This window comes from Bacillus sp. UMB0728 (assembly GCF_002858875.1).
GTDB classification, from domain to species: domain Bacteria; phylum Bacillota; class Bacilli; order Bacillales; family Cytobacillaceae; genus Bacillus_AB; species Bacillus_AB infantis.
This window is the reverse complement of record NZ_PKLA01000012.1, coordinates 1-20,827: the sequence shown is the minus strand read 5'-3', so window position 1 is coordinate 20,827 and position 20,827 is coordinate 1. Positions and strand designations below refer to the sequence as shown.

Here is a 20,827-nt window from a genome sequence, read left to right as displayed (position 1 = left end):
TATATTATTCTCATTCACTATGCCGGGTTATGGTAAACATGAGTTGTTTGAGGATAAAATGGGGAGCAGACTAAAGGAATTGGGGAGTGTATTAATATATAACCTTGCGGTGAATATTCCTTTATATTCAAAGTTCAATTCCTGATTTGTGGGAGTTCTATTTTTTAATATTTGCGTTAAACTGACCCGCCCTATAATCAAAATCTATAAAAGGGCAATCCCCGCCCAGCCAAAAAAGGGCGACTTCCCGGACCTGAATAAGGGAACCGGTGATAGGTTGAAAAATAAGCGGAAGAATTCCCCCTAAATTCAAAAAATCTCTAAAAATAGCTTAAATAGACGGAGAAATTACGGCTATCGGATCAAAAAACAGGAAAGTGGGCAACTTCGCTCACCATAACCGGAAATTCTCCGCTTATTTACACCCACCAGTGCCATATTAAGCATCCTAACCGGAAAATCTCCGCTTATTTTAAGGCTCTATGGTCACTCAAATAAGGATAAGACTTCCTTTTTTATCTTTCCATCCAATCAAAAAATCAACAACAGACCTTAACAGAGCCTTATATTTAAAACAGACACTGCTATTAAGCAAGTGCCTGTTTTTTGAGGTTTAAACGAATGACACAGCTTCTTTCTTCAATGTCACTTCCGCCAGCCTGCGCCTGTTTATTTCAAAGCCTATTCCCGGCCCCTCAGGAACATTTATAAAACCATCCTCCACAGTGACTCCGGGCGTGATGATATCTTGTTCCCAGTAGCGCTCAGAGCCTGATATGTCCCCTGGTATCTCAAAACCCGGCAGTGAAGCGAGAGCGATATTATGGGCCCTTGAAACGCCGAATTCAATCATGCCGCCGCACCATACCTGAATTCCATTCTGCAGGCAATAATCATGGATCTGCTTAGACTCTGATAATCCGCCGACCCGGCCGGGTTTAATATTGATCACTTTACAGCTGCCAAGCTCAGCTGCCTTCCTCGCATCACTGAAAGAGACAATGCTTTCATCCAGGCAGATCGGGGTGCTGATGCTTTTTTGCAGGACACTATGGTCGATAATATCATCATGGGCAAGCGGCTGTTCAATCATCAGCAGCCTGAATTCATCAAGTGCCTTCAGCCTGTCTTTATCCTTGAGCGTATAAGCGGAATTGGCATCGGCCATCAGGTCGATATCAGGATATTCTTTCCGGATAGCTGATAACAGCTGCAGATCATTTTCCGGACTGATTTTCACCTTGATGCGCCTGTAGCCTTGCTGAAGAAATCCTTCGATCTGCAGGAGACTTTCCTTTACGGTTTTTGCACCCACAGCGACACCAGAGCCAATCAGGCTTCTCGTTCCTCCCAGCAGAGAATGGAGCGGCTTTCCTTCCTGTTTGGCCTGGAGGTCCCATAATGCTGACTCCAGTCCCGCCTTTGCCATCTGGTTTCGCCTCACAGAGCTGAACAGGATGTGAGCATCTTCCGCCTTCAGGCCGGGATTCTCCTTCAGCAAAGGAATGAGAAAATCCTTGATGACATGATAGCATGTCCTGACAGTCTCTTCCGTGTACCAAGGAGAAGAAAAAGCAACCGCTTCTCCAAATCCGCTCAATCCGTCCCTGTCTATCAGCTCGATAATAATGGCTTCCCTGCTGCTGACGGTGCCAAGATGGGTGGAAAAAGGCTTTTTCAGCTGCATGCTGATCACATGCAATACAGCCTTTTTTATATTCATGATTCTTCTCCGCCCTTCCCCAGCATGGTGCGCAGCTCTCTTCGCAAAATTTTTCGCGATGCATTCCTCGGAATTTCTTCAACGAAATAGCAGGCTTTCGGTACTTTATACTTTGCCAGCTTTCCGAGGCAGAATTCCTCGATTTCTTGAGATGACAGTTCTGCACCATTCATGGTCTGGATGAAAGCAGCCGGCACTTCTCCCCAATCCGGGTCCTTCACACCGATGACACCTGCATCAGCAACTGCAGGATGTGAAGTGAGCACTCCCTCGATTTCTGCCGGGTATATATTTTCCCCGCCGGAAATGATCAAGTCGGATCTCCTGTCAAGTACATAAAGAAAACCTTCCTCATCAAGCATGCCGATATCTCCTGTGTAAAACCAGCCGTCCTTCATCGCCTTGGCCGTCTCCGCTTCCCTGTTCAAATATCCAGGTGTGACATTAGGTCCTTTAACGGCAATTTCACCAGCCTGGCCTCTTTCTGCTTCCCTGTCTCCCTCCATGATTCTCAGTTGGGAAGGAAATAACGGCTTCCCGGCCGAACCGAGCTTTGAGAAGCTGTATTCAGGAGCAAGTGTCACGATTTGGGATGAAGTTTCAGTCATGCCATAGCTTTGATAGACTGGCAGACCCTTTGCCGTGCATTTTTCGAGCAGATCGCGCGCAGCGGGTCCGCCGCCAAGAAGCATGCAGCGAAAATGAGATGGCAGTCCGTTATCTCCAATTGAAGCAGCAAGCCTTGAAAGCATTGTGCTGACGACAGACATGATCGTCACCTTTTTCTCCCGAATGTCCGTGATGATCTGCTCCTCGCTGAAAGATCCGTGCAGAACGACGGGGATTCCGTAGATCAGGCTTCTCATCAGGATGGAGTAGCCGCTGATATGGAATAAAGGGACGGCGCACAGCCAGCAGTCATCTTCCCTGACGCCAAGATTGAAGGCTGATCCCGAGGCACTCCACCAGTGGTTTCCATATGTCTGAAGAACTCCTTTCGGATGTCCGGTCGTCCCGGAGGTGTACATAATGGTGCACACTTGATCCAGCGAAACTTCCTCCACCGCCATAATGGCAGCTGAAGGCTGTTCAGCGAGCACCTCCTTCATCACCAAGCTGCAGCCATCCAGTGACAGCTCCCGGGCTTTATCTGTAAATGCTGCCTCTGTAATCAGAAGCGTAGCATTGGAATCTGCCAGCTGCCAGCCGATCTCCTCAGCAGTCAGCCGGTTATTCAGGATAACCGCTGTGGCTCCCAATAGCTGAAGGGCAAGCAGGATGAAGACAGAATCAGAATGATTTTTCAGGAGCACCCCGGTATATGAGCCCCTGACTGCCCCTGCACCAGCCAGCTTTCCGGCCACCTGGGAGGCTGCATCGTATAATTGTTTGAAAGTATAGGCATTTCCTTCAAAATAGAGGGCGTGCCTGTCCGGTGTTAAATCGGCTCTTTTCTTTAAAAATTGCGGGAGAAATTCACCCATTGGCTTCACCTTCCTTGCATATCCAGCGTTTTAAAATGCCATAGAAAAACAGCCTGATGGTTTGCCATCAAGCTGTTTTTATTATCCTATTAATCAAGGGAAACGCGGGAATTGCCCAAAGTCCGGCTTGCGCTTTTCTTTGAACGCATCGCGGCCTTCCTTCGCTTCATCTGTTGTATAGTAAAGAAGCGTAGCATCCCCGGCGAACTGCTGAATTCCAGCCAGTCCGTCTGTGTCTGCATTGAACGCTGCTTTCAGGAAGCGGATGGCTGTCGGGCTCTTCTCAAGGATTTCCTCGCACCACTGAATTGTTTCTTCTTCCACTTTTTCAAGCGGCACAACTGTATTGACAAGCCCCATATCAAGAGCTTCCTGTGCGCCGTATTGACGGCATAAGAACCAGATTTCGCGTGCTTTCTTATGGCCGACGATTCTTGCCAGATAGCCTGATCCGTACCCTGCATCAAAGCTTCCGACTTTAGGACCTGTCTGTCCGAAGACCGCATTATCAGCAGCAATAGTCAGGTCACATACGATATGAAGGACATGGCCTCCACCGATTGCATAGCCTTTTACCATCGCAATGACAGGCTTTGGAATGACACGGATAAGTCGCTGCAGATCCAGGACATTCAAGCGCGGGATTTCATCTTCGCCCACATATCCGCCGTGCCCGCGGACCTTTTGGTCGCCGCCGGAACAGAATGCTTTCTCCCCTGCACCAGTCAGGATGATAACACCTACGCTTGCATCATCGCGCGCATAAGCAAAAGCATCAATCAGCTCCATTACGGTTTTCGGACGGAAGGCATTATGTACTTCTGGCCTGTTAATTGTGATTTTAGCAATTCCGTTGTAAGTTTCGTATAAAATATCTTCATAATTGCGTCCAGCAATCCATTCTACAGTCATAACGGAATCCTCCTTTTTATAATTTCTGCAAAAACTCACTTACTATTGTACCAAACTTTTCTGGTTCTTCCACATGTATTGCATGTCCGGCTCCAAATACAGTCTCCCATTGGCATACTGGAATCAGCTTGGACATCCTTTCAGCCAGGGTGCAGAATTTTATATCCTCAGAGCCTGTGACCAGAAGGGTGTCTGCCTTTATATGCGGGAGCTTGCCCCACCAAGATGGCTGGGCCCCTGTCCCCATCCCCCTCAGGCTGAATTCAAGTCCTTCGGGGCTGTTCTGAAGCCGCTGCTCCCTGATCTGCATTTGGACATCAGCCGGCAGCATTTTCTGCGTTTTGAACAAAGGGATGTTTTCCCAGTAATCAACGAATGCTTCAATTCCGTTCTCTTTTATGTATTCCCCAAGCCGCTCATCCTGATTACGCCTATTCTTTCTTTCTTCAGCAGTCTCTAATCCAGGCGAAGCACTCTCAAGGATCAGCTTTCTGACTTTGCCGGGATATAGGGCGGCAAATGACAAAGCCAGACGCCCGCCCATTGAGTAGCCCAATAGATCGGCCTTTGGTATCTGCAGCGATTCCATCAGCTCATGGATCATCCGGGCAGCTGCAGTGACAGTATAGCTTTCTTCCGAAGCAGGCATAACAGTGTCTCCGTGTCCGGCGATATCTATGGATATGAGCATGTATTCTGATTTCCAGCAGGGAATGAATGGGTCCCAGGTGGAACGGTCGCCTGTGAACCCGTGAAGCAGGATTAGAGGAAAACCGCTGCCTTCTATTTCGACATGGTAGGAGCCTCCGCCGCTTACAAATTTCATTCTTATTCTCCTTTTAGGAACAGGTTTATTTCCCGGGAAACACGATTCCACAATTCTCGATGCTCAGCAAGGTTTTTGTCCCGGTTTGTCATTATTTCGGTTACCTTTAGGCTGTGATCACCATAGCCCTCTTTAATGGCACGCTCAAATTCTTCCCAAGTTTCAGCGCGGTCGTATTTCGCGCCGTAAAGCTTTGCCGCATGCTCAAAATCTAAATCCAAAGGCGTGCCAAAAAGGAGCTCAAAATTCTTTTTCTCGCCTGCCTGGGGCAGGAATGAGAATATACCGCCGCCATTGTTATTGATGAGCAGGATATGGACATTGATATTGTGGAGCTTTGAAGCAATCAGGCCATTAAGGTCATGGAAAAATGTCAAATCCCCCAGCACCAGATAAAGCGGCTGAGAATATAAGCCGGCACCCAGTGCAGTGGAAATGATTCCATCGATTCCGTTAGCACCCCTGTTGCCCATCGCGCGAATGCTTTTGTCATTATTATGGAAGAAGGTGTCGAGATCACGGATCGGCATGCTGTTTCCGACAAACAGTGTACTCTCATCAGGCAGTAGTTCTGCAAGCTGGAGGAACAGCTTCCCCTCGCTCATCTCTATAGCCGAGCCGGCCTCTGCAAGCACCAGCTTCGTTTTTTCATTAACCTCTTTCCATAGCGCACTATATTCGCCCCCAGGCTCCCTGCGACCAGCAAAGCTTTGTACCTTCTCACAAAAGAGGGCCTCACTGCAATAGACCATCTCTGAAGAAAGCAGGGACGGGTCACGCCAGCCTGCACCGCCATCGACAACAATTTGCCTGCTATCTTTGTTTTCCTTTAAGAATATGGTGAGTGCCTTTGAGACAGGCATCGATCCGAAGCGGATTACCACATCCGGATTCAGGGCTTCTTTCGCTGCATCTGTCCTCAGGAAGCTGTCATATCCGTCAATAACAAGCGCTTTATCATGCTTGCCGCTTCTCAGCTGTGAGAGCGGATCCGCTAAAATCGGAAAATCCAGCGTCTCTGCCAGCTTGACCACTTCAGCTGCAAAGCGGCTGTCTTCATGGGGTCCGCAAATGATGATGCCTTTTTGGAAGGATGAGAGGTCGTCTGCCATCTCTCTGAAAACAGAATCCGGAAGAGCAAGCTCCCCCTGCTGGATGGAAACAAAACCCTCAGGCCTTTCCCGGCTTTCGAACAGATTTTCATCGAGCTTAGGTATAAGGGGCTCGCGAAAAGGAAAGTTGAGGTGGACAGGGCCGGCAGGGGCCTTCACTGACTCTGCATATGCCCTGGCACATACTGTCCTGGCATATCTGATCATTTCATCTGAGCTCTCGGGCGGAGCCATTTCTGCAAACCATTTAACATGCCCGCCGTAAAGGTGGATCTGATCGATTGCCTGAGGTGCTCCTACATCCCTCAATTCATGAGGACGGTCTGCCGTCAGGACGACGAGCGGGACTCTCGAGATCTTTGCCTCAACAACAGCCGGAAAGTAATTCGCCGCGGCTGTCCCTGAAGTACAAAGCAGTGCAGCCGGTCTGCCTGATGCTTTGGCGATTCCGAGGGCAAAGAAGCCGGCCGAACGCTCATCGACGTGAATATGCACATTGAGTTCCGGATGTTCCGCCATAATCATGGCCATCGGCGTAGAACGGGATCCCGGGCTGACAACAACGTCCCGGACACCGGTTTTGGCCAGCTCCGAGACAAATGCAGCAATATAAGTTGTTAATGCTTCTTGATGATTCATTCTGTTAGTCCTCCCAGAGCTGACCGCATAGGACGGAATTTGATCTTGGTTTCCATGAATTCGCTCTCAGCGTTTGAACTCTCCACGATTCCGCATCCGGCAAATAAAGAAGCCTCATTTCCCTGAAGAAGGCCGGAACGAATCGATACAGCAAATTCTCCATTGCCGCTGTAATCAAGCCAGCCCAGCGGCCCCGCATAATAGCCCCGGTCAAGTTCCTCAATCTCTCTGATCATATCCACAGCTTCCTGCTTGGGCAGTCCGCCGAGTGCAGGGGTCGGATGAAGTTTGTCAACCAGCAGGAGCAATGAAGCTTCCTCTTTCGTCATCCCCTCCACTGGTGTGTACAAATGCTGGATATGCTTCATTTTCATTAGCCGGGGCTTTGAAGGAATTATAATCTCCTCGCAGGCTTCATCCATGGCCGTTTTTATCATTTCAACCACATACTGATGTTCTATGAGATTTTTTTCATCCGATAATAATGCCTCCCCAAGTGCCTGGTCATCCGCAGGAGTCTTTCCCCTCGGAATGCTCCCGGCAAGGCAGGTCGAATAAAGGCTTTTTCCTTTCTTTTTAACAAGCCGTTCAGGGGAAGCCCCGATAAAACAGTCCCCTTGGGATTCAAAAGCAAAGATAAAGCTTTCATTCTGTTCATTGTGAAGCTTGCCCAGTACCTGCTCCGCTTTTATTTTCCCGGAAAAAGAAAGCCGGAGTTCCCTTGCAAGCACCACTTTCTTAAGCTTTCCAGCCTTTAGATTTTCGACCGCTGAAGTGACTGAATCCATCCACTCCTGCGGGTGAATTTCCTCTTCAGAGATAAGCCTGCTTTCCTCCTCCTGAACAGATGCCCCAATCCCTTCGAGCAGGAGGCGCCTTTCTTCCCTGATTTTCTCAGCAAGCGACACATCATCATGTTTCGTGCAGACAACATTTGTCGTCAGGAATGTTTGTCCTCCAGTCTGCGTCAGCAAATACCTCGGAACATGAAAAAGAGAATCCGGATATTTGGACCATAATGCGGTCTTTTCCTTTTCCGGATCAAAAGAGAATCCCCCGAACAGGGCAGGGCCTGCAGCGGCGGCAGAGTATTCATTATATATGACTGCATTGCGGATAAAGCGCTTCCACTCTTTTTCTACATGAGAAAAACGGCCGGAAGCCATATCCGACTGAATAAGTTTGCATATTCCCAAACCGGCTAGGATGGTTTCATTCGAAGGATCTTTCCAGTAAAAGCGTTCACCAAAAAACGCCTGTCTTCCTGAAGCAAAAAATGATAATGGGTCAATATGGTCCAGTTTATGGACTTCACTGACAAGGATAGGCTCCGAAAAAGCCCCGGCCCTTTTAATTGCTTCCAGGATTCCTTCCTTAAGTTCCGTATCCTGTATCGTAACCAAGAAAATCCCTCCAATAACAGCTTTACCGCTGTTATTCTTTCGTTTTTCAGCTTATTTTAAGATACACCTCATGATTATATGATGTCAACAACATCGGCCTGAGGATGCATGTATCATCAATATTATAAAAGCCTGCTCTTCACGTTTTCCTTCCATATCCTATGTTTGGCAGCACGATGCCTGAAAAAAGGCGGAAAATCAGGTAATTCCCGCCTCGGCAGTATGCAAAAATCCATTGACACCCCATTGATCTTTGCTAAACTTGAGTATGTCAGGACATTTTTGACCTGCAGCTGATTTTAAGCTAAAATATAAAGGTTTGTTATACAAAGAATATATTAAGGGGAGAGTCAAAAATGCATCCACAAACGCATCCCGATCCTTCGCCTGCCATGAAATCGGGCGGATGGAGAGTCTGGTGGCAATTAACCAGGCCGCACACCTTGACGGCAGCTTTTGTGCCCGTCCTGCTGGGCACTGCTTTGGCAATAGATACAACAGATATCAGCTTCAGCCTTTTCTTGGCCATGCTCGTGGCCAGCCTTCTGATCCAGGCGGCTACGAATATGTTCAATGAATATTTTGACTTTAAGCGCGGCCTTGATACAGCTGAATCCATTGGGATTGGCGGCGCCATCGTGCGTGAAGGGATTAAACCTAAGACAGTGATTCAGCTTGCCTTTGCCCTTTACTTCATCGCGCTGCTCCTTGGCGTTTATATCTGCATGAACAGCAGCTGGTGGCTTGCCGCGGTAGGACTTGTCTGTATGGCAGCCGGCTATTTGTATACTGGAGGCCCTTTCCCGATTGCCTATACGCCATTCGGGGAAATTGTAGCAGGCTTCTTCATGGGTATGATGATCATCCTCATATCCTTCTTTATCCAGACAGGCACAGTTACCACGCTTAGTGTGATGATTTCAGTTCCTATTTTCATCCTCGTCGGACTGATTCTGATGGCCAACAATATCAGGGATCTGGATGGAGACAAGGAATTTGGCAGGAAGACCCTGGCAATTCTGCTCGGCAGGGACAAGGCAATATACTTCCTTGGGATCATGTTCACCATTTCTTATATATGGATATTCGTAATGATAGCTGCAGGCTATATCTCTCCGTGGCTGGCCATTGTCGCTCTCAGCATCCCAAAGGCTGTGAAGGCAACAAAGGGCTTCATCGGCAAAACAAAGCCGGCCCAAATGATGCCTGCCATGGTGGCTACCGCTCAGACGAACACCATTTTCGGTTTTCTGCTGTCTGTCGGCCTGTTTCTGGGATATCTGCTGTAAAAAATTGATATTATAGCCTTCTGCACTGTGCAGAGGGCTTTTTTTGCGGTCTTCCCGCCATGTTTCATTGGCTGAATAAAGGGTAATTTCTAAGCAAGGCAAATAGGCCTGCATGCAACTGTCTCTTTAGCCGGAAACGGCCTTTTATTCTAATAAATACTACTTATGGAACAGGATGTGGAACAATGATTACAAAGGATCAGATCAACGATTTGAAGTCTATGCTGGAAGAAGATAAGAAGACCATTGAAGAACAGCTGGACAGTGATACGAACAGCCGCTTTGACAATGAAAGCGCAAGGGATACAGTCGGTGAACTGTCGATGTACGATAACCACCCCGGTGATGCGGGCACTGAGCTTTTTGAAAGAGAGAAAGATCAGGCAATCGAAGAGCATCAGAACGAGGAATTGGATAAAGTGAACAAAGCCCTCCAGGCAATTGAGGATGGGACTTACGGAAAGTGCAGGGAGTGTGGAAAGGACCTTCCATTTGAAAGACTTGAGGCAGTCCCAACGGCTTTATATTGTGTTGACCATGCTCCTTCTCAGCATCCTGCATCAGACCGGCCTGCAGAGGAAGACGTGCTGAGTCCCAATCATGACAACCATTTTAATTTTGATGATTACAAAGACATTAATGATGAACAGGACAGCTTTGAACAGGCTGCCAGCTATGGCACCTCCGAAACACCGTCAGATTTCAACGGTCAGCATAAGGATTATAACAGTCTGTATGATACGGATCATAATGATGAAGGATTCACAGAAGAATATGAATCCTTCAGTGCGACTGATATAGAAGGGAAAAATCGAAGGGTTGTCCGCTCGGATACAGAAGAGCAATACCAGCAGGAATTGGAAGATGAAAATCTGGATGCGCCGTTCGGCAAGGTCCCTTATAAAAAAGGGGACAGCTATCTGGAGGATAAGGAAAACAAATGACAGCTGAAAAACGGCAAACAAAAGGCCTGTGGGTAACCAGGCCTTTTGCTTCGTCTGCAAAATTTATTTAGAATGGCTTGCTGCCGGCTGGATATGCCAAATTTCTTCGGCATATTCACGAATGGTCCGGTCGCTGGAGAAATGACCTGATGCGGCTATATTCATCAGGCTTTTCCGCAGCCAGCCAAGCCTGTCTCCATACGCATTAGCTGCCTGTTTCTGTATGGCTGCATAGGAATCGAAGTCGCGGAGGACAAAATATTGATCGTTATGCATCAGCAGCGAATCCGCGATGCTTTCAAATTCATCCCCGGCATAAGGGAAAAATCCATTGGTCAGCTGATTGATGATGGTGCTGATCCTTTTATCAAGATGATAATAGTCCATTGACCGGTATTCACCATTCTGCTGATAACGGAGAACTTCTTCGGCAGCCAGCCCGAAAATGAAAATATTCTCTTCCCCAACCCTCTCCAGTATCTCTACATTGGCGCCGTCCAGAGTACCGACGGTCAGTGCCCCATTCATCATAAATTTCATATTGCCCGTTCCTGATGCCTCCTTGCTGGCCGTGGAAATCTGTTCACTGATATCTGCAGCAGGGAAAATTTCTTCGGCAAGGGATACCCGGTAATTTTCAAGAAATACGACTTTAATCAGCTTATTCGCAGCCGGGTCATTATTCACTTTTTCAGCAACTGTATTGATGAGTTTGATGATCTTTTTCGCATAATAATAGCCTGGAGACGCCTTAGCACCGAATATGAAAGTCCGGGGCTGAATGTGGGAATCCCCCTCTTTTATCCTATTATACATATGCATAATATGAAGCACATTCAACAGCTGCCTTTTATAGGCATGAAGCCTCTTTACCTGGATATCAAAAATAGATGACGTATCAATGGAAAGGCCTGTCTGCTGCTTGACCCGGCGGGCAAGCCTTTGTTTATTTTCCTCTTTGATCAGCTCAAGCTCCAGGAGCATACTGCTGTCTTCAGCAAATTTGGCCATCTCTCCCAAGCGCTGGGGCTCCTTTATCCAGCCGGGACCGATGGCTTCTGAGATCAGGCCCGCAAGGCGGGGGTTGGAATTCAGCAGCCACCGTCTGTGTGTAATGCCATTGGTTTTATTGTTGAATTTTTCGGGATACAATTCGTAAAACTGTTTCATTTCTCTGTGTTTAAGAATTTCTGTATGAAGAGCCGCCACTCCATTGACACTGTGGCTTCCGGCAAGGGCCAGATGCGCCATTTTCACTTCTCCATCGGAGATGATGGCCATTGACCGGATCCGCTCCCAATCACCGGGGTACTTTTCCTCCAGCTTCAGGCAGAACCGCTTGTTGATTTCTTCCGCAATCATAAAGATTCTCGGAAGAAGAGGCTGAAATAGACGGATCGGCCATTTTTCCAATGCTTCGGAAAGCGTCGTATGATTTGTATAGGAAATGGTTGAAACCGTAATATCCCACGCTTCCTCCCAGGCCATCTTTTCTTCATCTACAAGAATTCTCATCAATTCCGGAATCGCAAGCACCGGATGGGTATCATTTATATGGATGCTGATAAACTGATTAAAATCCTTCATATTTCCATGCTGCTTTTTAAAGGACTCTATAATCGACCGGATACTCGCTGATACAAGAAAATACTGCTGCTTAAGACGGAGGATTTTCCCTTCATCATGTGTGTCATCCGGATACAGGAATTCCGAAATCAGCTCAGTTTCCCTTTTGTATTGCATAATATTTTTATGCTGAGGAAAAGGAGAAGGCTCTGCACTCCAGAGCCTCAATGTATTGACTGTCTCAGTTTGGTACCCTGCAACCGGCATATCATACGGAACCGCAGTAACCGTTTCACCAGGCAGATGCCTGAAAACCAGCCTGCCTTCCTCCTCGCTGCATTCCACTCTTCCCCAAAAAGGGATTTCCACTGCAGAATCAGCCTTTCTTATTTCCCAGACGTTTCCGTGCCTCAGCCACTGTTCCGGCAGCTCGACCTGATATCCGTCGACAATCTTCTGCTCAAAAAGCCCATGCTTATAGCGTATACCGCACCCATGCCCTGGCAGATCGAGCGATGCAAGGGAATCAAGGAAACAGGCCGCAAGCCTGCCAAGCCCCCCGTTCCCCAGGCCCGCATCGGGCTCTGACTCTTCAAGATCGCCCAGTTCAATGCCAAGGTCCTGCAGCCCCTCCTCAACGACTTTATGAATGCCGAGATTAAGCAGATTATTGCGCAGCAGCCGTCCAAGAAGGAATTCAATGGATAAATAATAGACCTGTTTTTGCTTGATCATCCTGCTGCGCTCATTTGTGTTGATCCAGTTCATACTGACATATTCCCTCACCATATGTCCGAGGGTCTGGTACTGATCGCGCTTCGTGCTGTCAGGAAAGCTTTTCCCGCTGGTCATTTCAAGCCTTGTCAAAAAGACCTCCTTGAACTCTTCCTTATCCGAAAACATCCTCTCACTCCCCTGAAACAAGCCCTTCGTAAAGCTTGCTGTACTTGAACGCAGACTGGGCCCAGCTGTAATCCAGGCTCATCGTCCTCTTGACCAGCTCTTTCCACTCTTCTTTCCGGCTATAATAGTAAATGGCCCGGTTAATGGTATAGAGCATATCGTGGGCATTAAAATTAGTAAAGGAGAAGCCGTTTCCTTCTCCTGCCTCCCCATTATATGAATGGACTGTATCGTTTAATCCCCCCGTCTCCCTGACAATCGGTAACGTCCCGTACCTCATGGCGATCAGCTGTCCGAGGCCGCATGGTTCAAACTTTGAAGGCATCAGGAATAAATCTGCGCCTGCGTATATTTTATGGGCCAAATCCTCATTAAAGCGTAGATACGCTCTCACCTTCTCCGGATATTCCTGCTCCATTCCGGCGAAGAATTGTTCAAATTCCTCTTCTCCGGTGCCAAGGACAATGAATTGTACCTCCGCTGACATCAGCTCTTGAAAGACACACTTTACAAGATCAAGGCCTTTTTGGCTTGTCAGTCTTGTAATCATTGCAATAATGGGTACTTCCGGGTGTTCCGGGAGGCCGGCCATCTTTTGAAGGCTGCGTTTATTTTTGCCTTTATTTGTTAATAGATTCACATTATACGGCGCAGCAATCATCGGATCATTTTCCGGATCATAAAAATCAGCATCAATCCCATTAAGTATGCCGGCCAGGTCACCGTCCCGCATCCTAAGCAGCCCATCAAGCTTCTCTCCATAATATTCATTCTGAATTTCAGCTTTATAGGTAGGACTGACGGTTGTTATTTTATCGGCAGATGTAAGGGCCGCCTTCATAAAATTGATGCAGCCATAAAATTCGAGCTGCTCTGCATTAAAACAAAACTCTTCAAGGCCAAATAAGTCACCTAGCGCCTCTTTTGGCATGATGCCCTGGAACTGAAGATTATGAATGGTAAATACGCTTTTTATAGAAGCATATTCCTTTATGTGTCTGTATTGGACACTCAGCAAGAAGGGGACCATGCCTGTATGCCAGTCATGGCAATGAATAATATCAGGATAGAAATCAAGCTCTCTCATGCTTTCCAGGACAGCCCTGCTGAAGTAAGCAAATCTTTCTCCATCATCAAAATATCCGTAAAGCTGGTCACGTAAAAAATAATACTCGTTATCGACAAAATAAAAAATGACACCGTCATGGACAAGCTCTTCGATTCCGCAGTACTGGTTTCGCCAGCCCACGGAAACGCTGAACTCCCTGACCTTTTTCATTTTCTTCTTATAAGTTTCCGGTATGCTCCCATACTTTGGCAGAATGATTCTTACGTCCGTTCCCAGCTTTTTCAATTCTTTCGGCAAGGAGCCTGCCACATCGGCAAGCCCCCCTGATTTAACGAATGGCACACATTCAGATACAGCGAATAAGACTTTCATGAATTCATCAGCGCCCCTTGTATAGTTCCTTTCCGGATTACGATTGGCTGCACAGGAGAACCTTCCATGACAGTCCCTGATTCAATTCTGACATCTTTGTCGATGATGACTGAATCCAATATACAGTTTTCTCCGATCTGGCATTTTTGCATAATGATGCAATTTTTCACAACTGATCCTTTTCCAATCCTGACAGCCCTGGAGATGATGCTGTTTTCAACCGTTCCCTCTATAAGGCATCCGTTTGCCACCATGCTGTTCTTCACCCCTGCGCCTTTCAGGTACCTCGCAGGCGGCTCATCCTTTACCTTCGTATAAACTGGCTGATCTTTACGGAACAGCTTGTTGAAGGTTTCGGGCTCAAGCATGCTCATGCTTGCCAGATAGTAGCTTTCAATCGAGTCGATCCTCGCAACATGCCCTGTATATTCGTACGCACAGACCTTATAAACATGGTTCAGGTCGGCTGCTATATCGCTCATACAGGAATAGCCTGTTTCATTTCTGTTTTCGATGAATTCGATCAGCTGGGAAGTTTTCACAAGATACATTTCAAGGGATTTTCCGTTATGCCTGAGTTCCGTAATGTCACATCCGGATTGGATATGCCTCTCAAGGGCCGGCCGAAAGTCCATATTAAGAACAGTGTAGCAATTTGCTATTAAAGAATATTCCTGATTGCTGCGGTAGAAATAATCAAGGTTGGCTGCAAAATGATTGAAGGAACCTACCCCCTGCCTAGGCCCATCAAGGAGCGGAGATGGAAAGAAAAAGAGGCCGTCTCTCTTTCTGTTCAAATCCCAGTTCTTTCCTGATCCAAGATGGTCCATCAGTGACCTGTATTGAAATTTCGGGAAAATGGCCACACTGGCAATCCCTGAATTCACCATGCTGGAGAGAACAAAATCTATCAACCGGTAGCGGCCTGCAAAGGGCACTGCCGCAAGAGAGCGGTGGACTATCAGTTCTTCCAATCCTTCATGGTAGGTTGTTGCATCTATAACGCCCAGCAATCTCTTATTCAACTATATCCCCTCCTGATTTATATTCCTATGAATGGATTTCCTTAATCATTTCCTCTGTCACAAGGATTATTTCACCCTCATTTTCATCATCTCTGATAACCGTTCCGTCCGGTATGTGCATATCAGAAGGAACAATTGCTCTTTCAATAAAGACATTTTTTCCGATGACAGCATTCGGCATAATGACCGACTCTTTTATAATTGAACCCGCTTTGACCTCTACTCCCTGAAAGAGGACCGTTTTATAAATTTCCCCCTCAATAACACAGCCTTCATTGATCATGGATTCATCCACTTCCGCCATCGGTGCGATATATTGCGGCGGATGGTTGGGGTTAACAGAATAGATCCTCCAGGAATAGTCATTCAGATCCAGCTGGCAATCGTCATCCAGCAAGTCCATATTGGCTTCCCAAAGACTTTGCACAGTCCCCACATCCTTCCAGTAACCGCTGAAAGGATAGGCATAGAGACTTTTGCGGTCATTCAGAAGCCTTGGAATAATATCCTTTCCGAAGTCATGTGAAGAGTCCTTATCCAGATCGTCCAGTTCCAGATACTCCTTAAGTACGTCCCATTTAAATATATAAATTCCCATCGAAGCCATATTATTTCTCGGATTCTCCGGCTTCTCATCAAACTCTGCAATGCTCAGATCATCGTTCGTATTCATGATTCCGAAGCGGCTGGCTTCCTCCCAGGGAACTTCTTTGACGGAAATGGTAGCATCAGCGTTCTTTTCAATGTGATAATCAAGCATCAGGTCATAATTCATTTTGTAGATATGATCACCTGACAGGATGAGCACATACTCAGGTTCATGCTGTTTAAGATAGTTTATATTTTGGAATATTGCGCTCGCAGTGCCTGTATACCACTTGACCTCTGAAGATTCGGCATATGGCGGCAAAACGGTTACCCCTCCGTTCATTCTGTCCAAATCCCAGGCGCTTCCTATGCCGATATAAGAATTAAGTACAAGAGGCTGATATTGGGTCAGGACCCCGACTGTATCAATCCCTGAATTTGTGCAATTGCTCAAGGTGAAATCAATGATCCTGTATTTGCCTCCAAATGGTACAGCTGGCTTTGCAAGATTCTCAGTCAGAGAGTTAAGCCTTGATCCTTTTCCCCCTGCCAGCAGCATGGCCACACATTTTGTCTTTGCCATTCCCTTTCCTCTCCTTTCTATGTTTAACAGGACGCAGAATAGTAATACCAAACGGCGGGATAGCCATTTGAATTGAATAAGGCCGGCCGTGGTATTCCAGTTCTTCTGTTTTGACTACTTTTTTGTTGATCCAGCCGGATCCCCCATATTCTTCCTTATCGCTGTTGAATATTTCCCTGTAGCTTCCGGCATGCGGGACTCCGATCCTGAAATTCCGATACGGGTCGGCTGTAAAGTTGCATACTGCAATGAGGTGTTCACCCTCGGCAGCACTAAAGCGGACGAAAGAGAAAATCGATTGTTCCCGGTTATCTGCATCAATCCACTCAAAGCCTTCCTGGACATGGTCCAGTTCAAATAGGGGCCTGGACCTCCTGTAAAGCCGTATCAAATCCTTTGTATACCTGTTTGCTTTCTGGTGCATTTCATAATCCATCAGATTCCAGTCAAGCTCTTCTGAATCTTTCCATTCTGAAAATTGGGCGATTTCAAAGCCCATAAACAGCAGTTTCTTACCTGGATGTGCCATCATATAGCCCAGGAGCAGCCGGAACTGGGCAAACTTTCTCCAATAATCTCCAGGCATTTTATTGAGGAGAGACTTCTTTCCATGTACAACTTCATCATGGGAGAGAGGCAATATAAAGTTTTCCTTGAAAGCGTATAAGAGTGAAAATGTAATATTGCCATGCTTTCCAGACCTCGCCTCTGGACTGGTTTCCATATATGCCAGTACGTCATTCATCCAGCCCATATTCCATTTGTAATGAAAGCCCAGGCCGCCATAATGGGCAGGAGAGGTCACCTGAGGGAGATTGGATGAATCTTCAGCTGCTAAAAAAATGGAGGGATCATATTGCCTGATAGTGCTGTTGAGCTTGCGGAGGAATTCAATTCCATACGGATTCTGATGCTGTTCATGGGAATTGGGCCAATAAATAATATTAGAAACTGCATCCATTCTGAACCCGTCTATATGATAGGTTTCCAGCCAGAATAATGCATTGGAGATTAAAAAGCTCTGCACTTCATTTCGGCCCAGGTCAAAGTTTGAAGTGCCCCATACATAATTCTCCCTATCCTTCTCGTTCTTATATTCAAAGAGATGGGTTCCGTCGAATTTATAGAGTCCATGGGCATCTTTGCAAAAGTGGCCGGGAACCCAGTCCAGGATGACACCGATGTTATGCTGGTGGCATTGATCGACAAAATACATGAAATCCTGCGGCTTCCCATACCGGCTGGTCGGAGAAAAATACCCTGTCCCCTGATAGCCCCAGGAGGCATCGAGCGGATGCTCGACAAGAGGGAGCAATTCTACATGTGTGAAACCATGTTCAAGGACATAAGGCACAATTTCATCCGCCAGCTCCCTGTAATTCAGCAGACTGTTGCCATTATTCCGTTTCCACGTTCCGGCATGCATTTCATAGATGACTGCCGGTTCTGCAAAGGTATTTTTCTTCATCCTTCCTTTCAGCCATGACTGGTCATTCCATTTATAGCCTTCAAGCGGCCATACAACTGAAGCTGTGCCTGGCCTTTTCTCTGAATAGAAGGCATATGGATCAGCTTTGTGCAGCCTGGTGCCTTCTTGTGTCAATATTTCATACTTATAGAGGCAGCCTGCCAAATCCTTCTCAATTACTATGTGCCATACCCCTTCATTATTCATTCTATGTAATTTGAAATCATCCCCATTCCAGCTGTTAAAGTCCCCTACAACCCTGACTTCCTTGGCGTTAGGAGCCCATACAGCGAACCTGGTTAGGGTCTTGCCATCTTCAAATATTACGTGGGCACCAAAAAGACGGTGGCTGTCAAAAAGGGTGCCTTCATGAAATAAATGCATCTGATAGTCGGTGGGTAACATCGTTTTCACAGCCATCCTTCTTTCCAACAGATTTTAGTTCATTGACATTCTTTTTTATATTCGTGTTCAATGTAAAAATACCTTGTAAAAATAAATTAAATTTTTCGATATTTTCTCTTATAATTCGATTATTTTTGTAAAATAGAAATGGTTCTAGCGGGAATTGCCTATAATAAGCATATGTTTTTATGAAGGGTGGAATGAAGATGGCAAATCAGGAAGAAGAATTTCTCCTGCGGGAGAGAGAGGCTGCTGAAGAAAAACTGCCGCTGTTCGGTCCTGCAGATGGAAAAATCCTGGCGACAGGAGATATGTTCCGGGGGCCTTATACAGGAGTTGTTTCGGATATAGATCTAAATAATCCGGGAAACCGGCTGCAAAACAATGAAGAGCTTCCAGATTAAGCATCAAGCAAATGCTTAAAAGAAAATAATGCATACAAAAAAGCTGCCAGCATGATGCTGACAGCTTTTTTGTATGACCCCTACGGGATTCGAACCCGTGTTACCGCCGTGAAAGGGCGGTGTCTTAACCGCTTGACCAAGGGGCCTTATGGCGGAGAAGGAGGGATTTGAACCCTCGCGCCGGTTGCCCGACCTACACCCTTAGCAGGGGCGCCTCTTCAGCCACTTGAGTACTTCCCCATAGATTGGCTCCGCAGGCAGGACTCGAACCTGCGACCGTTCGGTTAACAGCCGAATGCTCTACCACTGAGCTACTGCGGAATGGTGGGCCTAAATGGACTCGAACCATCGACCTCACGCTTATCAGGCGTGCGCTCTAACCAGCTGAGCTATAGGCCCACTTTGGAGCGGGTGATGGGAATCGAACCCACGAATGTCGGAACCACAATCCGATGCGTTAACCACTTCGCCACAATCGCCACTGTTCAATGCTATTAGATAAAATAATAAATGGTGGCTCAGGACGGAATCGAACCGCCGACACAAGGATTTTCAGTCCTTTGCTCTACCGACTGAGCTACTGAGCCACAATAAAATTCACTTCCTAAACCTTGTATGGTTTAAGTCCTTTGTTCATCAATTCTCACGGACTTCCTTACAGATTGCCGCAGAAGCTTTTCAGATAAGGTATCAAACTGCTCTACCGACTGAGCTGCTGAGCTATACTGGATATGGATTGTACAAGTGAAAATGGCGGTCCCGACGGGAATCGAACCCGCGATCTCCTGCGTGACAGGCAGGCATGTTAACCGCTACACCACGGGACCAGTATTGCGGGGGCAGGATTTGAACCTGCGACCTTCGGGTTATGAGCCCGACGAGCTACCGGACTGCTCCACCCCGCGACGATAAAAATCATTCAAAAATATAATGGAGGAGGTAGAGGGATTCGAACCCCCGCGCGGTGTTACCCGCCTGTCGGTTTTCAAGACCGATCCCTTCAGCCAGACTTGGGTATACCTCCATATTTCAAGTGAATGGTGGACCTTGTAGGACTCGAACCTACGACCGGACGGTTATGAGCCGTCTGCTCTAACCAGCTGAGCTAAAGGTCCTTAATTTGGTAGCGGCGGAGGGGATCGAACCCCCGACCTCACGGGTATGAACCGTACGCTCTAGCCAGCTGAGCTACACCGCCAAATCAAGTATTTTTTATAAGGTTATATGGTGGAGCCTAGCGGGATCGAACCGCTGACCTCCTGCGTGCAAAGCAGGCGCTCTCCCAGCTGAGCTAAGGCCCCATATAAATTTCAAATGGTCGGGAAGACAGGATTCGAACCTGCGACCCCTTGGTCCCAAACCAAGTGCTCTACCAAGCTGAGCTACTCCCCGTCATGTAAATGATAAGCGTCGAATCTCTTCAGTGCTTCCTTATTCACATCATCCTGCAATAGCAGTCAGGTGTTCACTCGTTGGCTTATATTCTGGCTTTCATTACATAAATAGTATGGCGCGCCCGAAAGGAGTCGAACCCATAACCTTCTGATCCGTAGTCAGACGCTCTATCCAATTGAGCTACGGGCGCATAGTTAAAATAAAATTAATGGTGCCGAGGACCGGAATCGAACCGGTACGGTAGTCACCTACCGCAGGATTTTAAGTCCTGTGCGTCTGCCAGTTCCGCCACCCCGGCAATCTCTGGAGCGGAAGACGGGATTCGAACCCGCGACCCCCACCTTGGCAAGGTGATGTTCTACCACTGAACTACTTCCGCATATAAAATTGGTGCGGGTGAAGGGAGTCGAACCCCCACGCCTTGCGGCGCCAGATCCTAAGTCTGGTGCGTCTGCCAATTCCGCCACACCCGCATAATTCATTACTAGAGATTGAATGGTGAGCCATGAAGGACTCGAACCTTCGACCCTCTGATTAAAAGTCAGATGCTCGACCCTCTGCTTGTAAGGCAGATGCTCTCCCAGCTGAGCTAATCCTCCATATTAAAGCCCGGCAGCGTCCTACTCTCACAGGAGGAGAACCTCCAACTACCATCGGCGCTGAGAAGCTTAACTTCCGTGTTCGGTATGGGAACGGGTGTGACCTTCTCGCTATCGC

14 protein-coding genes, 18 tRNA genes and 1 rRNA gene are annotated in these 20,827 nt (G+C 47.2%); 3 read left to right on the top strand and 30 right to left on the bottom strand.

Annotated elements, in window-relative coordinates:
- Window positions 1–613: 613 nt before the first annotated feature.
- The 6 genes from menC to CYJ37_RS26040 form a co-directional block, all read right to left on the bottom strand.
- On the bottom strand, window positions 614–1,723 hold the full coding sequence (gene menC, locus CYJ37_RS26065; protein ID WP_101552956.1) for an o-succinylbenzoate synthase: 1,110 nt from the start codon (window positions 1,721–1,723) through the stop codon (window positions 614–616).
- Window positions 1,720–3,207, bottom strand: coding sequence for an o-succinylbenzoate--CoA ligase (locus CYJ37_RS26060; RefSeq protein ID WP_101552954.1), 1,488 nt, complete (start codon window positions 3,205–3,207; stop codon window positions 1,720–1,722). Before CYJ37_RS26060 ends, menC begins: the two co-directional genes overlap by 4 nt.
- A gap of 93 nt (window positions 3,208–3,300) precedes the next feature.
- Window positions 3,301–4,119 carry a 1,4-dihydroxy-2-naphthoyl-CoA synthase gene (gene menB / locus CYJ37_RS26055; RefSeq protein ID WP_009795312.1) on the bottom strand — a complete coding sequence of 273 codons (819 nt, stop codon included), beginning with the start codon at window positions 4,117–4,119 and terminating at the stop codon, window positions 3,301–3,303.
- 16 nt (window positions 4,120–4,135) lie between these two features.
- Window positions 4,136–4,945: a 2-succinyl-6-hydroxy-2,4-cyclohexadiene-1-carboxylate synthase gene (gene menH, locus CYJ37_RS26050; protein WP_009795313.1), complete on the bottom strand. Its 810-nt coding sequence runs from the start codon at window positions 4,943–4,945 to the stop codon at window positions 4,136–4,138.
- A gap of 2 nt (window positions 4,946–4,947) precedes the next feature.
- Window positions 4,948–6,696, bottom strand: a complete 1,749-nt coding sequence (gene menD, locus CYJ37_RS26045; RefSeq protein ID WP_101552952.1) for a 2-succinyl-5-enolpyruvyl-6-hydroxy-3-cyclohexene-1-carboxylic-acid synthase — start codon at window positions 6,694–6,696, stop codon at window positions 4,948–4,950.
- Window positions 6,693–8,099 (bottom strand): isochorismate synthase, encoded by a 1,407-nt coding sequence (locus tag CYJ37_RS26040; protein ID WP_009795315.1) that lies wholly within the window; start codon window positions 8,097–8,099, stop codon window positions 6,693–6,695. The genes menD and CYJ37_RS26040 overlap by 4 nt, the downstream gene beginning before the upstream one ends.
- Before the next feature lie 356 nt (window positions 8,100–8,455).
- Here CYJ37_RS26040 and CYJ37_RS26035 point away from each other — a divergent pair, with 356 nt between their 5' ends.
- Together CYJ37_RS26035 and CYJ37_RS26030 are read left to right on the top strand one after the other, a co-directional pair.
- Complete coding sequence (locus CYJ37_RS26035; protein WP_101552950.1) at window positions 8,456–9,388, top strand: 1,4-dihydroxy-2-naphthoate polyprenyltransferase; 933 nt, start codon at window positions 8,456–8,458, stop codon at window positions 9,386–9,388.
- A gap of 185 nt (window positions 9,389–9,573) precedes the next feature.
- Window positions 9,574–10,332, top strand: coding sequence for a TraR/DksA C4-type zinc finger protein (locus CYJ37_RS26030; RefSeq protein ID WP_101552948.1), 759 nt, complete (start codon window positions 9,574–9,576; stop codon window positions 10,330–10,332).
- 63 nt (window positions 10,333–10,395) lie between these two features.
- Here the strand turns inward: CYJ37_RS26030 and CYJ37_RS26025 are convergent, their stop codons facing one another.
- The 5 genes from CYJ37_RS26025 to glgB are packed head-to-tail and all read right to left on the bottom strand — an operon-like array spanning window position 10,396 to window position 18,326.
- Window positions 10,396–12,801, bottom strand: coding sequence for a glycogen/starch/alpha-glucan phosphorylase (locus CYJ37_RS26025; protein WP_101552947.1), 2,406 nt, complete (start codon window positions 12,799–12,801; stop codon window positions 10,396–10,398).
- Between the two features lie 4 nt (window positions 12,802–12,805).
- Window positions 12,806–14,242, bottom strand: a complete 1,437-nt coding sequence (gene glgA, locus CYJ37_RS26020) for a glycogen synthase GlgA (RefSeq protein ID WP_101552945.1) — start codon at window positions 14,240–14,242, stop codon at window positions 12,806–12,808.
- Window positions 14,239–15,267 (bottom strand): sugar phosphate nucleotidyltransferase, encoded by a 1,029-nt coding sequence (locus CYJ37_RS26015; RefSeq protein ID WP_022544315.1) that lies wholly within the window; start codon window positions 15,265–15,267, stop codon window positions 14,239–14,241. Before CYJ37_RS26015 ends, glgA begins: the two co-directional genes overlap by 4 nt.
- A gap of 25 nt (window positions 15,268–15,292) precedes the next feature.
- Window positions 15,293–16,438 (bottom strand): glucose-1-phosphate adenylyltransferase, encoded by a 1,146-nt coding sequence (locus tag CYJ37_RS26010; protein WP_022544316.1) that lies wholly within the window; start codon window positions 16,436–16,438, stop codon window positions 15,293–15,295.
- Complete coding sequence (gene glgB / locus CYJ37_RS26005) at window positions 16,380–18,326, bottom strand: 1,4-alpha-glucan branching protein GlgB (RefSeq protein WP_101552943.1); 1,947 nt, start codon at window positions 18,324–18,326, stop codon at window positions 16,380–16,382. Before glgB ends, CYJ37_RS26010 begins: the two co-directional genes overlap by 59 nt.
- A 191-nt stretch (window positions 18,327–18,517) precedes the next feature.
- Here glgB and CYJ37_RS26000 point away from each other — a divergent pair, with 191 nt between their 5' ends.
- Window positions 18,518–18,715: a hypothetical protein gene (locus CYJ37_RS26000; protein ID WP_022544318.1), complete on the top strand. Its 198-nt coding sequence runs from the start codon at window positions 18,518–18,520 to the stop codon at window positions 18,713–18,715.
- A 74-nt stretch (window positions 18,716–18,789) separates the two neighbouring features.
- Here CYJ37_RS26000 and CYJ37_RS25995 read toward each other — a convergent pair.
- From CYJ37_RS25995 to rrf, 19 genes are all read right to left on the bottom strand, one after another.
- A tRNA-Glu gene (locus CYJ37_RS25995) sits at window positions 18,790–18,861 on the bottom strand.
- Between the two features lie 3 nt (window positions 18,862–18,864).
- Window positions 18,865–18,955, bottom strand: a tRNA-Ser gene (locus CYJ37_RS25990).
- A 6-nt stretch (window positions 18,956–18,961) separates the two neighbouring features.
- Window positions 18,962–19,036, bottom strand: a tRNA-Asn gene (locus CYJ37_RS25985).
- 1 nt (window position 19,037) lies between these two features.
- Window positions 19,038–19,114: transfer RNA gene (locus CYJ37_RS25980), tRNA-Ile, on the bottom strand.
- Window positions 19,115–19,118: 4 nt separating this feature from the next.
- A tRNA-His gene (locus CYJ37_RS25975) sits at window positions 19,119–19,194 on the bottom strand.
- A gap of 32 nt (window positions 19,195–19,226) precedes the next feature.
- Window positions 19,227–19,302: transfer RNA gene (locus CYJ37_RS25970), tRNA-Phe, on the bottom strand.
- A 164-nt stretch (window positions 19,303–19,466) separates the two neighbouring features.
- Window positions 19,467–19,542 (bottom strand) — tRNA-Asp (locus CYJ37_RS25965).
- A gap of 4 nt (window positions 19,543–19,546) precedes the next feature.
- Window positions 19,547–19,620, bottom strand: a tRNA-Met gene (locus tag CYJ37_RS25960).
- A gap of 26 nt (window positions 19,621–19,646) precedes the next feature.
- A tRNA-Ser gene (locus CYJ37_RS25955) sits at window positions 19,647–19,739 on the bottom strand.
- A 14-nt stretch (window positions 19,740–19,753) separates the two neighbouring features.
- Window positions 19,754–19,830 (bottom strand) — tRNA-Ile (locus tag CYJ37_RS25950).
- Window positions 19,831–19,836: 6 nt separating this feature from the next.
- Window positions 19,837–19,913: transfer RNA gene (locus CYJ37_RS25945), tRNA-Met, on the bottom strand.
- Window positions 19,914–19,940: 27 nt separating this feature from the next.
- A tRNA-Ala gene (locus CYJ37_RS25940) sits at window positions 19,941–20,016 on the bottom strand.
- Window positions 20,017–20,030: 14 nt separating this feature from the next.
- Window positions 20,031–20,107: transfer RNA gene (locus CYJ37_RS25935), tRNA-Pro, on the bottom strand.
- Between the two features lie 116 nt (window positions 20,108–20,223).
- Window positions 20,224–20,300, bottom strand: a tRNA-Arg gene (locus CYJ37_RS25930).
- Window positions 20,301–20,319: 19 nt separating this feature from the next.
- Window positions 20,320–20,408 (bottom strand) — tRNA-Leu (locus tag CYJ37_RS25925).
- A gap of 6 nt (window positions 20,409–20,414) precedes the next feature.
- A tRNA-Gly gene (locus tag CYJ37_RS25920) sits at window positions 20,415–20,489 on the bottom strand.
- A gap of 9 nt (window positions 20,490–20,498) precedes the next feature.
- Window positions 20,499–20,583, bottom strand: a tRNA-Leu gene (locus CYJ37_RS25915).
- 23 nt (window positions 20,584–20,606) lie between these two features.
- A tRNA-Val gene (locus tag CYJ37_RS27495) sits at window positions 20,607–20,708 on the bottom strand.
- Between the two features lie 9 nt (window positions 20,709–20,717).
- A 5S ribosomal RNA gene (gene rrf, locus CYJ37_RS25905) occupies window positions 20,718–20,827 on the bottom strand; the annotation flags it as partial.